17 protein-coding genes and 1 pseudogene are annotated in these 12,169 nt (G+C 64.7%); 9 read left to right on the top strand and 9 right to left on the bottom strand.

What is annotated here, in order from left to right; genetic code table 11:
• Window positions 1-63: 63 nt before the first annotated feature.
• The 3 genes from pyrH to rpsB form a co-directional block, all read right to left on the bottom strand.
• The gene (gene pyrH, locus BMW26_RS07930; RefSeq protein ID WP_056278675.1) at window positions 64-780 is read right to left on the bottom strand and encodes a UMP kinase; all 717 of its coding nucleotides are present in this window, start codon (window positions 778-780) and stop codon (window positions 64-66) included.
• Window positions 781-870: 90 nt separating this feature from the next.
• Entirely contained in the window at window positions 871-1,698 is an 828-nt protein-coding gene (gene tsf / locus BMW26_RS07925) for a translation elongation factor Ts (protein ID WP_053095995.1), read from the bottom strand.
• A 44-nt stretch (window positions 1,699-1,742) separates the two neighbouring features.
• On the bottom strand, window positions 1,743-2,687 hold the full coding sequence (rpsB, locus tag BMW26_RS07920; RefSeq protein WP_053095994.1) for a 30S ribosomal protein S2: 945 nt from the start codon (window positions 2,685-2,687) through the stop codon (window positions 1,743-1,745).
• 306 nt (window positions 2,688-2,993) lie between these two features.
• Between rpsB and BMW26_RS07915 the strand changes: the two genes are divergently transcribed.
• Entirely contained in the window at window positions 2,994-3,521 is a 528-nt protein-coding gene (locus BMW26_RS07915) for a murein hydrolase activator EnvC family protein (RefSeq protein WP_072591232.1), read from the top strand.
• A gap of 16 nt (window positions 3,522-3,537) precedes the next feature.
• Here BMW26_RS07915 and BMW26_RS07910 read toward each other — a convergent pair whose 3' ends face one another.
• A complete protein-coding gene (locus BMW26_RS07910; RefSeq protein ID WP_072591231.1) occupies window positions 3,538-4,440 on the bottom strand; it encodes a tyrosine-type recombinase/integrase in 903 nt (300 codons plus the stop codon).
• Between the two features lie 35 nt (window positions 4,441-4,475).
• Complete coding sequence (locus BMW26_RS07905; protein WP_083569326.1) at window positions 4,476-4,943, bottom strand: DNA-processing protein DprA; 468 nt, start codon at window positions 4,941-4,943, stop codon at window positions 4,476-4,478.
• 2 nt (window positions 4,944-4,945) lie between these two features.
• On the opposite strand from BMW26_RS07905, the pseudogene BMW26_RS18085 reads away from it, so the two are divergent.
• Both BMW26_RS18085 and BMW26_RS18080 read left to right on the top strand, forming a co-directional pair.
• A pseudogene (locus BMW26_RS18085) lies at window positions 4,946-5,347 on the top strand (recombinase family protein); the annotation flags it as partial.
• A gap of 123 nt (window positions 5,348-5,470) precedes the next feature.
• Window positions 5,471-6,313 carry a recombinase family protein gene (locus BMW26_RS18080; RefSeq protein WP_442922999.1) on the top strand — a complete coding sequence of 281 codons (843 nt, stop codon included), beginning with the start codon at window positions 5,471-5,473 and terminating at the stop codon, window positions 6,311-6,313.
• A gap of 39 nt (window positions 6,314-6,352) precedes the next feature.
• On the opposite strand, the gene BMW26_RS18040 is transcribed toward BMW26_RS18080, so the two are convergent.
• Genes BMW26_RS18040 through BMW26_RS07885 form a run of 4 tightly spaced genes read right to left on the bottom strand, consistent with a single transcriptional unit; the run spans window position 6,353 to window position 8,290 of the window.
• Complete coding sequence (locus BMW26_RS18040) at window positions 6,353-6,484, bottom strand: hypothetical protein (protein WP_269635026.1); 132 nt, start codon at window positions 6,482-6,484, stop codon at window positions 6,353-6,355.
• Window positions 6,481-6,690: a hypothetical protein gene (locus tag BMW26_RS07895; RefSeq protein ID WP_072591228.1), complete on the bottom strand. Its 210-nt coding sequence runs from the start codon at window positions 6,688-6,690 to the stop codon at window positions 6,481-6,483. The genes BMW26_RS18040 and BMW26_RS07895 overlap by 4 nt, the downstream gene beginning before the upstream one ends.
• Entirely contained in the window at window positions 6,687-8,036 is a 1,350-nt protein-coding gene (locus BMW26_RS07890; protein WP_072591227.1) for a DNA primase family protein, read from the bottom strand. Before BMW26_RS07890 ends, BMW26_RS07895 begins: the two co-directional genes overlap by 4 nt.
• On the bottom strand, window positions 8,033-8,290 hold the full coding sequence (locus BMW26_RS07885; protein WP_072591226.1) for a hypothetical protein: 258 nt from the start codon (window positions 8,288-8,290) through the stop codon (window positions 8,033-8,035). The genes BMW26_RS07890 and BMW26_RS07885 overlap by 4 nt, the downstream gene beginning before the upstream one ends.
• A 917-nt stretch (window positions 8,291-9,207) precedes the next feature.
• Here BMW26_RS07885 and BMW26_RS07880 point away from each other — a divergent pair.
• From BMW26_RS07880 to BMW26_RS07860, 6 genes are all read left to right on the top strand, one after another.
• Complete coding sequence (locus tag BMW26_RS07880; protein WP_072591225.1) at window positions 9,208-9,519, top strand: hypothetical protein; 312 nt, start codon at window positions 9,208-9,210, stop codon at window positions 9,517-9,519.
• A gap of 10 nt (window positions 9,520-9,529) precedes the next feature.
• Entirely contained in the window at window positions 9,530-9,832 is a 303-nt protein-coding gene (locus tag BMW26_RS07875; protein WP_072591224.1) for a hypothetical protein, read from the top strand.
• A complete protein-coding gene (locus BMW26_RS07870; RefSeq protein ID WP_072591223.1) occupies window positions 9,829-10,035 on the top strand; it encodes a hypothetical protein in 207 nt (68 codons plus the stop codon). Before BMW26_RS07875 ends, BMW26_RS07870 begins: the two co-directional genes overlap by 4 nt.
• Window positions 10,032-10,247, top strand: a complete 216-nt coding sequence (locus BMW26_RS07865; protein WP_072591222.1) for a hypothetical protein — start codon at window positions 10,032-10,034, stop codon at window positions 10,245-10,247. Before BMW26_RS07870 ends, BMW26_RS07865 begins: the two co-directional genes overlap by 4 nt.
• Window positions 10,244-10,366, top strand: coding sequence for a hypothetical protein (locus tag BMW26_RS18035; protein WP_269635025.1), 123 nt, complete (start codon window positions 10,244-10,246; stop codon window positions 10,364-10,366). The genes BMW26_RS07865 and BMW26_RS18035 overlap by 4 nt, the downstream gene beginning before the upstream one ends.
• Before the next feature lie 220 nt (window positions 10,367-10,586).
• On the top strand, window positions 10,587-12,113 hold the full coding sequence (locus tag BMW26_RS07860) for a hypothetical protein (protein ID WP_072591221.1): 1,527 nt from the start codon (window positions 10,587-10,589) through the stop codon (window positions 12,111-12,113).
• The last annotated feature ends 56 nt before the right edge of the window (window positions 12,114-12,169 follow it).

Genomic DNA, 12,169 nt, shown 5'->3' with positions numbered 1-12,169 from the left:
GACTCCTATCGTCGGGGTGTTCTGAAATTCTATCTGGCGCGGCGCGTGAGCACCGTCAGGGACTCAGGCGGTGACGAGAGTGCCGATCGGCTCTCCGAGGAGCGCACGCGTGACATTGCCCGCCGGCTCCATGCCGAACACCCTCATGTCCATGTTGTTGTCCATGCAGAGGCTGAACGCGGTCGAGTCGACCACCTTGAGGCCGCGCTGAAGGGCATCGCGGTAGGTCACGCGCTCGATGCGCTCGGCGTCGGCGTGCTTGTTCGGGTCCGCGGTGTAGATGGCGTCGACGCCGTTCTTGGCCACGAGCACCTCCTGCGCCCCGATCTCCAGCGCGCGCTGCGCGGCGACCGTGTCGGTGGAGAAGTACGGGAGGCCCGCTCCGGCGCCGAAGATGACGACGCGGCCCTTCTCCATGTGCCGCTCGGCCCGCAGCGGGATGTACGGCTCGGCGACCTGCGTCATCGAGATCGCGGACTGCACGCGGGTCGGCGCTCCGGCCTGCTCGAGGAAGTCCTGCAGCGCGAGGGCGTTCATCACCGTGCCGAGCATGCCCATGTAGTCGGCTCGCCCCCGGTCCATTCCGCGCTGGCTGAGTTCCGCTCCGCGGAAGAAGTTGCCGCCGCCGACGACGATCGCGATCTCTACGCGGTCGACGGCCGCGGCGATGTCACGGGCGATCTGGCTGACGACGTCGGGGTTGACGCCGAGCTGTCCGGCGCCGAACGCCTCACCGGAGAGCTTCAGGAGAACGCGACGGCGTCCGTTGCCTTCGGTCATGGGGGTGTTCCTCTCGTCCCGATTCAAGATAGTGCCTTCTGGGCATGAAGAAGGGGTTCGGATCATGTGATCCGAACCCCTTCGACGGTGTTACGCGCCGACCTTGAAGCGCGCGAAGTCCGTCACGGTGATACCGGCGTCCTTCGCCACCTGGGCGACGGAGAGCTTGTTGTCCTTCGCGTAGTCCTGCTCGAGCAGTGCGACCTGCTTGATGAACGCGGAGACACGGCCCTCGACGATCTTGGGCAGAGCCGCTTCCGGCTTGCCCTCGTTGCGGGAGATCTCGGTGACGATCTCGCGCTCCTTCTCCACGGCGTCAGCCGGGACGTCCTCGCGGGACAGGTACGACGGGTTCGCGAACGAGATGTGCTGCGCGATGCTGCGAGCGGTCTCGGCGTTGTCACCCGTGTAGGCGACGACGACGCCGATCTGCGGCGGGAGGTCCTTGCTCGTGCGGTGCAGGTAGACCTCGACGTTGTCGCCGGTGATCGTGCGAACGCGACGAAGTTCGACCTTCTCGCCGATGATCGCAGCCTCTTCCGAGATGACCTGCTCGACGCTCTTGTCGCCTGCCTGGGCGGCGAGTCCGGCCTCGACCGAGTCGGCCTTGACTGCCGCGACAGCGTCGGCGACCTTGTCGGCCAGTGCGATGAAGCGCTCGTTCTTCGCGACGAAGTCCGTCTCGCAGGCGAGCTCGATCAGCGTCACTGCGCCGTCCTGCTCGCGAGCGACGATGAGGCCCTCGCTGGTCGAACGGTCGGCACGCTTCGCGTTGCCCTTGGCACCCTTGAGACGCAGGATCTCGGTGGCCTTCTCGACGTCTCCGTCGGCCTCCTCGAGCGCCTTCTTGGTGTCGACCATTCCCGTTCCGAGCTGCTCACGCAGCGCCTTGAGGTCGGCGATGGTGAAGTTGGCCATGTGTGGTGGCTCCTTGCTTCGTGATGTGTGTGGTGGTCGCGGAATTACTTGGCGTCTGCTGCCTCGGCGGCGGCGACCTCAGCGGTCTCCTCGCCGGAAGCGGCAGCGATGGCCTCGTCGTGCGCCTCGGCGCCGGCCTCGTCAGCAGCGGTCTCGTCGGCAGCGGGGGTCTCGACGGTGGCAGCCTCGTCAGCTGCGGCGTCATCGACCTCTGCGGCGTCAGCCGACTCCTGGACGGGAGCCTCGAGGAGCTCCTTCTCCCAGTCGGCGAGCGGCTCAGCGTCGCCCGTCTCGGGGTTGTGCTTCTGCTGCAGGCCCTCTGCCGCTGCGTCCGCGATGATGCGGGTGAGCAGCGAGACCGAGCGGATGGCGTCGTCGTTGCCGGGGATCGGGTACTGGAAGTCGTCCGGGTCGGCGTTGGTGTCGAGAATGCCGATCACCGGGATGCCGAGCTTCTTGGCCTCGTCGATGGCGAGGTGCTCGCGCTTGGCGTCGACGACCCAGAGAGCGGACGGCGTCTTGGTGAGGTTGCGGATACCACCGAGCGACTTGTGGAGCTTGTCGAGCTCACGCTTCTTGAGAAGGAGTTCCTTCTTGGTGAAGCCCGAGGCAGCCGGGTTCTCGTAGTCGAGCTCCTCGAGCTCCTTCATGCGAGCGAGACGCTTCGCGATGGTCTGGAAGTTGGTGAGGAGTCCACCGAGCCAGCGCTGGTTGACGTAGGGCTGGCCGACGCGCGTGGCCTGCTCCGCGAGGATCTCCTGCGCCTGCTTCTTCGTGCCGACGAAGAGGATCGTGCCGCCGTGCGCGACGGTCTCCTTGACGAAGTCGTAGGCCTTGTCGATGTAGCCGAGCGACTGCTGGAGGTCGATGATGTGGATGCCGCTGCGCTCCGTGAGGATGAAGCGCTTGACCTTCGGGTTCCACCGACGGGTCTGGTGTCCGAAGTGCACGCCGCTGTCGAGCAGCTGGCGGATGGTGACCACAGCCATGGTCGTCTCCTTGTTCCGGCGCGATTCTGCGCCCTTGAGGTTGTCGAGTCGATCGGACGACCGAACTCCCTGGTGCCCGGGCGCACACCCGCCTGAGTGGAATCAGGACCAGTGGGAGTGGATGCCACGACCGAAGTCGCTCTGGGCACGCGTAGTCACCCCGAGATCGAGGTGCTCCAACAGCATACAGGATGCGGCGGCCTCACTCCTCCTGCACGATGCACCGAAGCCATGTCTTCCCCACATGGATCGCGAGGGTTGCGATGACGCGTCCCTCCGCCGGCGGGAGCGACGGACCATTGCCTCATGAACTCCCGCGCACGCGCGACCATCGCGTTCCTTCTGCTGGTCGTCCTGATTCTCGTCGCTCCGATCCCGGCGCGTGCGCGCGCGTCATCCGCGGAAGGTGAGAGGTATCCCGTCTGGCTCTGGCCGACCGATGAGCGCCGCGCGATCGCGTCGCCGTATCGCGCTCCCGCGCACGAGTACGGTGCCGGCCATCGAGGGATGGACCTCGCGACGACGCCGGGGGCTGTGATCCGCGCTCCCGCCGACGGGACGATCGCATTCCGCGGAACCGTCGTCGACAGGCCTCTGATCACGATCGAGCACCCCGGTGGCTACGTGTCGACGTTCGAGCCGTTGTCCTCCGAGCTCTCGCCGGGAGACGCGATCTCATCGGGGCAGGTGATCGGCACCGTGGCTGCCGGTGGCCACGCGGCGCCCGGCACTCTGCACCTCGGTGTGCGAATGGATGGCGCGTACATCAACCCGATGCTCCTCTTCGGCGCCGTACCCAGGGCGGTGCTGCTCCCCTGCTGCACGACCCCATGAATCGGTGACCGGGTGTTCAGGCGCGCGGGTGTGCGAGGCGATACGTCGCGGTCAGCCGTTCGGCGGACACGTGGGTGTAGATCTGGGTCGTACCGAGACTCGCATGGCCGAGGATCTCCTGCACCGCTCGCAAGTCCGCGCCGCCGTCCAGGAGGTGGGTCGCGGCAGTGTGTCTCAGCGCATGCGGGCCGACCGTGTCCGCCCCGATGAACGGTGCGAGCACCTCGGCGACGAGCGAATAGACCGCGCGCGGTCCGATCCGCGCGCCTCGACTGCCGAGTAGCAGAGCGGGCGACGGCCGAGTAGCTCGTGCTGCCAGTGAGGGCCGCCCTCGAGACAGGTAGGCACCGGTGGCATCACGTGCAGGAGCACCGTAGGGCACCACCCTCTCTTTCGCGCCTTTTCCCAACACGCGCGCCGTGCCCCGGTCGAGGTCCAGATCGTCGACATCGAGTCCGCACAGCTCGGAGACTCGGATGCCTGCCCCGTACAGCAGCTCGAGAATCGCATGGTCGCGGAGCGCGATCGGATCACCGGCGGCGGCGGCGTGCCGTTGCGCCTCGAGAAGAGTCGTCATCGCGTCCTGAGAGGCGATGACGGGCAGCGTCCGCCCCCGCTTCGGGGCTACCAGCCGGAGACTCGGATCGTGTGCGACGAGCTGCTGCTCCTGCGCCCAGCTGAAGAAGGACCGCGCCGCCGCGGCGCGCCGCGCGAGTGTTGACCGCGCGTCCCCCCGTTGAGTCGCGCGCCACAGCCAGTCGCGCAGTGTCTCGAGTGTGACGTCTTCGAGCTCGCGATCGCCGACGGTCTCCGCGAGATCACGGAGATCAGATCGGTAGGCCCGCACAGTCGCTGAAGACAGCCGACGCACTCGGGAGAGATGCTCGGTGAAGGCGTGTGCTGCTGCCTGGAACTGCATGGATCAAGTGTGCAGGAGCGCGAATCCGCGCGGTGTCAGCCGCGCCGCTCTCCGTCCGGCCGTTTCCGCCATCCGCTCTCGACGCGCGTGACAATCCCATCCAGCTCCAGGAGCCCGAGGAGGGCGCCGATCCTCTCGGGAGCGAGCCCCGATCTTCGGGACAGCTCGAGAACGGGTCGTGCGGAGCGACTGCTCAGGGCGTCGAGCACCCGAGACCGATCCGGGTCCGTGGCTCCGCCAACGGTCGTCCCGGGTGCGGCGTCACCCCACAACTCGCGTATCTCGGCGGTGGTCGTGACGCATCTCGCGTCGTATTCACGAAGAAGCCGATGACAGCCGGCCGACGATGCGGAGGTCACAGGCCCAGGCACCGCACCGAGCGGCCGTCCGAGCGCAGCCGCGTGTCCTGCGGTGTTCAGTGAACCGCTCCGCCACCCTGCCTCCACCACGACCGTCGCGTCGCCGAGAGCGGCGATGAGTCTGTTGCGCGAATAGAATCTCAGCTATGTCAAGTAACGCGGTCGCGGTCTATGTGCGTCAGTCCGTCGAGCATGCGGAGGGCATCAAGCGCCAGCTTGCCCGCTGCCGCGCACTGGTCGAGTCGCGAGGCTGGACCATCGCGGAAACCTTCGAGGACAACGCCACCAGCGCCACCAAGGCGCGAGGCGCACAGAGCGCGTGGGCGCGGCTCCTCGCGTCCCCGCATGAAGTCGTGGTGAGTGTGGACCTGGACCGCATGGTCCGCAGCCAGCGCGACCTCCTCACGCTCCTGGAGGCGGGCAAGCGGGTAGTGACCGTAGACGGTGAGATTGACCTCTCCACCGCAGACGGTGAGTTCCGCGCCACGATGATTGCCGCCCTCGCCCGCTTCGAGGTTCGGCGCAAGGGTGAGCGGTCCGTCCGTGCAAACGCGGACCGGGTGGCGCGCCGGGGTCTGCCGGTTCCGGGCAAGCGGCGCTTCGGCTTCGAGCTGCGCAACATCGAGGAGCGTCCCGAGGAGGCGGACCAGGTGCGGGAGGCGTACAAGGACATCCTCACAGGACGTTCGCTCCGGTCCATCGCGGGCGAGTGGGGTAGGCCTCCCGTGCGGGTCCGCGAGATTCTGACCAACCCCTCCTATGCGGGCTGGGTCGTCCGTGGAGGCGAGCGCTTCGAGGCCGCGCCCGAGGTCGCACGCATCGTAGACCGTGACACCTGGCACGCGGTCCAGGACCTCCTGGCAGATGAGGCGCGCCGGGTGTCCCCCGGTCCTCAGCGCAAGCACCTTCTGTCTGGCATCGCACGCTGCGAGTGCGGAGCGAGCATGCGCGCCCTCTCGATCTACTACAAGTGTTCGGCTGACTCCTCGCACGCGACCATCTACCGCCGCGACCTGGAGCCGCACGTCAAGGGGTACCTGGCTCTGGACCTCTTCCAGGAGGCGGGCAAGCCGGGTGAGGCGGCGCTGGGTCCGCTCGCCGGGAAGCTCCGCGAGCTGGAAGAGGAGCGGGACCGCTGGACCCGCGCTGCCGGTCTGCCGGGTGCATCCTTCCCGCTCATCGAGAAGGAGCTAAACCGCGTGGGTCTGGAGATTCAGGCGGTCGCGGCGCAGCTTGCAGAGTCCCGGGTGTCCAACCACGTCCAGCGTCTGCTTCGGCACATGGCGGACGCCACGAAGGACCTGGTGGAGGAAGAGGACGGGTCCGTGACGATGGACTTGGGTGCATGGCTGGAGTACTTCGACGCGCTGGACCTGGACGCGCAGCGAACCCTGGTCGATAACCGCCTGACCATCACCGTCACGAAGGGTCGAGGTCTGGACCGCGTGAGAGTGGAGAGTCGTACGGAGGCACACCCGGGCCTCCAGGGCCTGAGGGTCGAGCAGCGCCCGTAGACATCAAGAGGCCCGGGCGCAATGCCCGGGCCTCTTTCGTTAACGCGTCTGCTCTCGCAGCGCGTCCTGGTACTGCTGCCGGTAGAACGCCACCAGGTCCTGCGCGGCTTCGAGCTGCTTGCGGAGGGCGTCGAGCTGGAGCGCCTTTAGCTCCGCGAGTTCGGCGCTCACTCTTCGCTCCAGAGTTCCAGGAACTCCTCCGGGGTGGTCGCGTCCTGGATGCTGACGCAATTGTCCCGAGCCTCATCGGGCGAGCTACCCATCTGCTCAACCTCAAAGGCGATGCATCGAGACATCGCCGTGTCCGTGGGCGTGGGTGCTGCGCAGCCGGTGAGGAGCAGCGCGGACGCGAGCGCGAGGGCGGCTAGACGCTTCATGCTGCCACCGTATCCCGGGTCCACGTATCAATGCCTAGGAAGTGGAGCGTCCCGTTGGACTTGATTTCCTTGTGCCCGAGGCTACGGATCGACTGATAGAACTTCGGTCCCGTCTTCGGCTTCACGTTGTTGGTCTCGCACCAGCTCGCGTACCGCGCGTAGAGCGTGGTCCGGGCAACGCGCATGCGGTCATTGCCCGCGTCCGCGTTAACCAGCTCATCCTCATCCAGCCATTCGCGGATCGGGTCAGACTCCCGAGCAAACCGCTCGCGCGCCTCACGTGCCGAGCCGAGGATTTCGAAATGACGGGCGGGGATGTCCTCGCCCTTCGGTCCCGGAGCCGTGCGGTAGTACAGCTCGCGCAGGGCATGCAGGGCATGGTTGGCGATACCCGAGGTTTCATCAAACAGGGTGGTCTCATCGAACGGCTTCGACCGGTCCACCTTGCGGTCAAACGGCAGAATCGTCCAGCGTCGGAAGTACGCGCCCGATGTGTTCGCAGACTGCCAGACCTTATTGGTGGAGAAGACCGGGACCGCGAACGGGCGGAACGGGAAGGCGTCCTTACCCTTGCGCTCATGGGTCATGGTGTCGCCGCCCGTGATCTGTAGGAAGAGGCTGGTGTCATTCATGTAGGCGGTATCAATATCGCCCACGATGTTGGCACTCTTCCCGTAGAGGCTGGAGGCCGAGAACCGGTTTTCGGTCAGCGACTTCAGCGACTCCGCAGACAGGTTCTCACGACCCAGCAGCTCCTCCAGGACGTGGAGGAGGGTGGACTTGCCCGTGCCCGGGTCACCGAGCAGCAGTACGGCTGTCTGAAGAGGGTTGCCGGTCATGAGCAGGTACCCCAGTACCTCCCAGAAGAACTGGTGCATATCGTCCGGGAGAACTTCATCTAGCCAGCGCAGGAAGTTCGGGCAGGTAGCGTCCGCGTCGTACATCACAGGTAGCTGGATCATCGAGTGTTCGGTTGGCTCGTGGTCGAAGGCCAGGATGCCGTCCGGGCGCTGCCAGTCCACCATGCAGTTGCGGAAGTTAATGATGGGGTCCCACTGCTTCGGCTCAGGTGTCTCCAGCTTGTCCGTCGTCGGCAGGTAGCGGACCAGACGCTCCACGACCGAGCCGCGCGCAATCGTGTAGTCGTCTCGCAGCACGCGCGCTACGCGGTGGTCAATGACATCGGGGTCCGAGCGCCAGACGCCGCTCTGGTAGCTCCAGAGCGTGCCGTCTGGTCCGACCGCCACGCCGTCCGAGACGGCTACGGCTAGGGCGTTGGGGGTGAACTTGCCCTCTTCGGAGAAGGCGTCCTTGCGCTTGATCTTCGCAGCATCGTAGGCGGTCATCGTGTCACCACCCAGACGGCAACGTGCATCGACCCATCGGCCATGCCGTACATGATGTCCTCCGCGCTCAGGCTGTAGGCGTAGTCCATCTGCGCCGGGGTGACCGTGCCACGGAGCCAGCGGTCTTCTGCCGGTTCGTAGAAGTAGGCCACGCCGTTGATACGCAGCGAGTGGTTGGGTCCGAAGGGGTGGTATTCCGGGGTGACATCGTTCGCAGGCTCTCCCTGCGCGAATAGGTCAGCAAAGCTTGACATTGTGAATCTTCCTTATATGCGCTGAGGCCCCGCATACCGTCCAGGGCGATGCGGGGCCTCTATAAGAAAGAAGGTGAAATGCCTCTCTACCATTGTAGCAGAATTGGCGTGATCCTGGACGGAAAGGCTGGGCGGACTTTCGGAGTGCTTTCATCCGTGGGCGACCCAGTAAGACCATATTAGCAGAAATGGAATGCGTCCTCAGATGAGGACATGTGGCTGGGGCAGTTCTACCCCGAAAAACTACCCCAAAACTACCCCAGCCCTTGACAGCTCAGAAGTGACCGACACCTTGGGGTAATTCATGGGGTAGTTCTGGGGTGAAGTTTGGGGTAGGTAGTCCCTTACTCTCTAAAGGGAAAGGGTAGCTAGGGTAGTTATTCTACAGGAAATCGGTTGAAGCCGTTCTAGGAGTGTGTCAGCGCGACTGAGAAAAAACTACCCCAAATGCCCTGTTTAGTTGTGTTCAGTTGCTTTCAGTAGTGTGGCTGTAGCGAGTTATATAATGCTTCATCACTATTACGCCGGGTTGGTACAATAGTGATATGCCCGAAGACCTATTCGAGCGGGAGGGAGTCCCGCACTCAAACACCCGGTACACCACCGGGCGATGCCGTTGTGATATCTGCAAGGCCGATCACGCGCTCTACCAGCTAGAGGGCACCATCAAGCGCCGTGAGCGTATCGCTGAGCTGCCCGACGAGGCGCACGGACGCCTGGGGACATACACGAACTGGGGATGTCGCTGCACCCGCTGCCGGTCCCGTTGGGCGGCTAACTCGCGCCTTGCCCGTGCCCGTCTGAAGGCCGCTGCTGCTGTGTCTCATGAGACCAGCGTTGCACCCGTCCAGAGCGTTGACCAGACCCAAAGTGTTATCACCTGTGACCTGGGCTTTACTCACATTGTGGTGAGCTAAATGTCCGAGAAGCACACGACCACCGAGTACCAGCGCAACGCCAAGCACCTGCGCAAGCGCGTACGCGCAGCGTGGGACAACGGCGATGACGTGGCGTGCTGGCGCTGTGGGCGTCTCATCTTCGAGACCACGCCCTTCGACGTGGGACACCTTGACCCGTTCGGTGGTGAGGGCCTGGAGAACCTGGCACCTGAGCATCGATCCAAGACCGGGGTATGCCCGGGCAACCGCAACCTGGGTGGCCGCTCAGGTGCACGCATCACCAACGCGGGAAAGACCCGCACCAAGTTCCAGGGTCCGCCCTGGGTATGAGGAGAACACCATGACCGCATCAACCGCAGCACGCGCCGAAGTCCGCGAGGTCTTCCGCTCGAAGAAGTTCGGCAACATCGCCGGGGTCATCGTGACTCACGGCACCTTCACGCGCACAGACGCCGTTGTCCTCACACGAGGAGACGACTACCTGGCTTCCGACCTGGAGGTTGCGAGCCTTCGCCGGTACGCCGACGACCTCACCGAGGCAGAGCAGGGACTAGAGGCTGGCGTGGGCCTGGGCGTATGGGAAGACGTGCAGGTAGGTGACGTGCTGTATCAGCGCGTCGGAGACGTGGAGGCACAGGCATGAACGCCGCCGTACGCGCAGCCATTGAGGCACGCATCACCGAGCTAGATGTACGCATCGAGCAGGAGACGCAGGTACTCACCAGCTATGAGTCACAGCTCACCAACCTACAGACCCAGCTAGACGCATCGGCTGCACAGCTTGACGCACTGGAGACAGAGCGCGAGGAGCTGGCTGCTGCCCTGCCCGAGGAGGTAGAGGAGTGAGCCGCGACTACTTCACCGAACAGGTAGACCTTGCCCGTCACATCGCTGCCGAGCACGGACCTGACCGGCTGCGAGGCGCAGCAGACGCCGAGGTTGTGGCGTGGGCGCAGCGCTGGATGGACCGTGAGCTGGCCTTCCGTGAGCAGCTAAGCCGTGCGATGCGAGAGGCGTGGGCGCAGGTCATGGACTACGCACCGAAGGACAAGGCATGACACCCGATGAAGCAACCGACCTCTTCATGAAGCTGGCTGAGCAGCAGCGATACGTAGATGCCAAGCAGCTAGACCGTGACGCGATCCTCGCACACTTCACCGAGATATTCGCACGCTGACCGAGTTTTTTAAGACACGGCAGAGCAATCCCCGCCTTCGGCTCTAACAGGCGTCTCTCTCCCCGTATTCACATGAATGGAAATCACATGAACGTGTCCGACCTCGCAACTCTCTGCGCAACCGCACAGGTACGTCTGTACGCGCCCTCCGGAATCGCAGAGGACCGCATCGCGCGGGCGATTGAACTTCAGTCCGCAAACCTTCTGGAACGGATGGACGATGACAGCCCTACCGGATGAGGTAACCAATCACCCGCTCCGCGAGGAGTCTGAGTGGCTAGCCAAGCGCGACTCAGGAATTGCACCGCTGTACCAGTCCGAGCTGACGACCACGCAGCAGAGCCGGGACGAGTTCCTGGTAGGCGCGTGGCTGCTGGGGATTCTCGCGACCGTGCACCCGCAGATGCTGCGAATTGCGGACATGCTCAATGGTGGCGCGCTCATGAATGCGGTCATTATGCCGCGTCGAAGCGCAAAGACCACCACCCTATTCTGCATTCTGCTGGGTCGCTGCTACCTGCGTCCCGTCCACTTCGCCGCGTTCACGCTCCTCACTACCCAGAAGAAGTCCTCAGAGCGCTACCGCCTGGACGTGTATGGACCCATTGCGCGCCGCTGGCCCGAGGATGACGCGCGCCCCGTCAAGCTCATCCGCTCCAACGGCTCCGAGCGCGTGGAGTTCCCCAACGGTTCGGTCCTCTCCGTGCTCTCGCCGGACGGTGACGCCGTGCGCTCCGGCGCGTATGACACCCTCCTCCTGGACGAGGCGGGAGAGTCCAGCCCTGAGCGCTGGGAGGACATCATTGGGGCGGTCATCCCCGCCTTCGACACGCGCCCTGAGGGCCAGCTCATCCTTGCCGGTACAGCCGGTGACTACCGTGACGGCTCCGAGTTCTGGAAGACGCTGCACGATGAGCGCGCCGGACGCGTGGCGTACATGCTCGCGGACGACACCGACCCTGAGGAGCTGGAGGCGTGGGTACCCGACGCCGACCACCCGCGCGCCCGTGCCCGTGAGCTGACGCTGGCGATGCACCCCGGTATCGGGACCCTCACCACCCTGGACCGCATCGAGAACAGCTACGAACGCCTGGGCGTGAAGAAGTACACCCGCGAGTACTTCAACCTCTTCGGCGCAGAAGGCTCTAATACTGCGCTCATCCCGCAGCCGCTCTGGCTGGCCTCTGCGCTGCCGGACTGGACCGAGGCTCCCAAGGTCTCTGCCCTCTGCATCTTCGTGCACCCTGACGCGGACTGGGCCTCTATGGTGCAGGCGTGGAAGGACAAGGACGGGCGTACTCACGTCGCCGTCCTCCACCACCAGGACAGCGTGAAGGGCTTCGCTAAGCAGGTCATTCAGACCGCCCGCAAGCTGGGCCGCGCGGTGACGTACGACTCGTACAGCCCCGCCACCGAGAACGTCATGAAGGAGCTGCGCACGGCGTCCCCCCGCGTGAGTGAGCGTCCCATGCTTTTTGCAGACGTCAAGCGCGCCTCTGTGCACTTCATGACGCTCCTGCGAGAAGACAAGCTGCGTCACTATTCGCAAGCCCCGCTTGACTCTGCGGTCGAGATTGCCGTAAAGCGCCAGATGGGTAATACGAATTCGTGGGCCTTCGGGCGTCCAAAGGGCGCGCCTGATTCCACGGATATCACGCCCATTGAGGCCGCAGCTCTCGCGGCTTATGCGCTGGAAGACGAGCGTGCAGCCGCACCTGTGCGCATTGACTTCTTCGACGCCGCATAGTACATAGCGCCAAAAACACCCCCTATGACATATCTGGGATAATAGTTACTGGGAAA

The sequence above is a fragment of the Microbacterium sp. 1.5R genome (assembly GCF_001889265.1).
GTDB lineage: Bacteria > Actinomycetota > Actinomycetes > Actinomycetales > Microbacteriaceae > Microbacterium.
The sequence above is the reverse complement of the archived record's forward strand: the minus strand, read 5'-3'. Positions and strand labels throughout refer to the sequence as shown.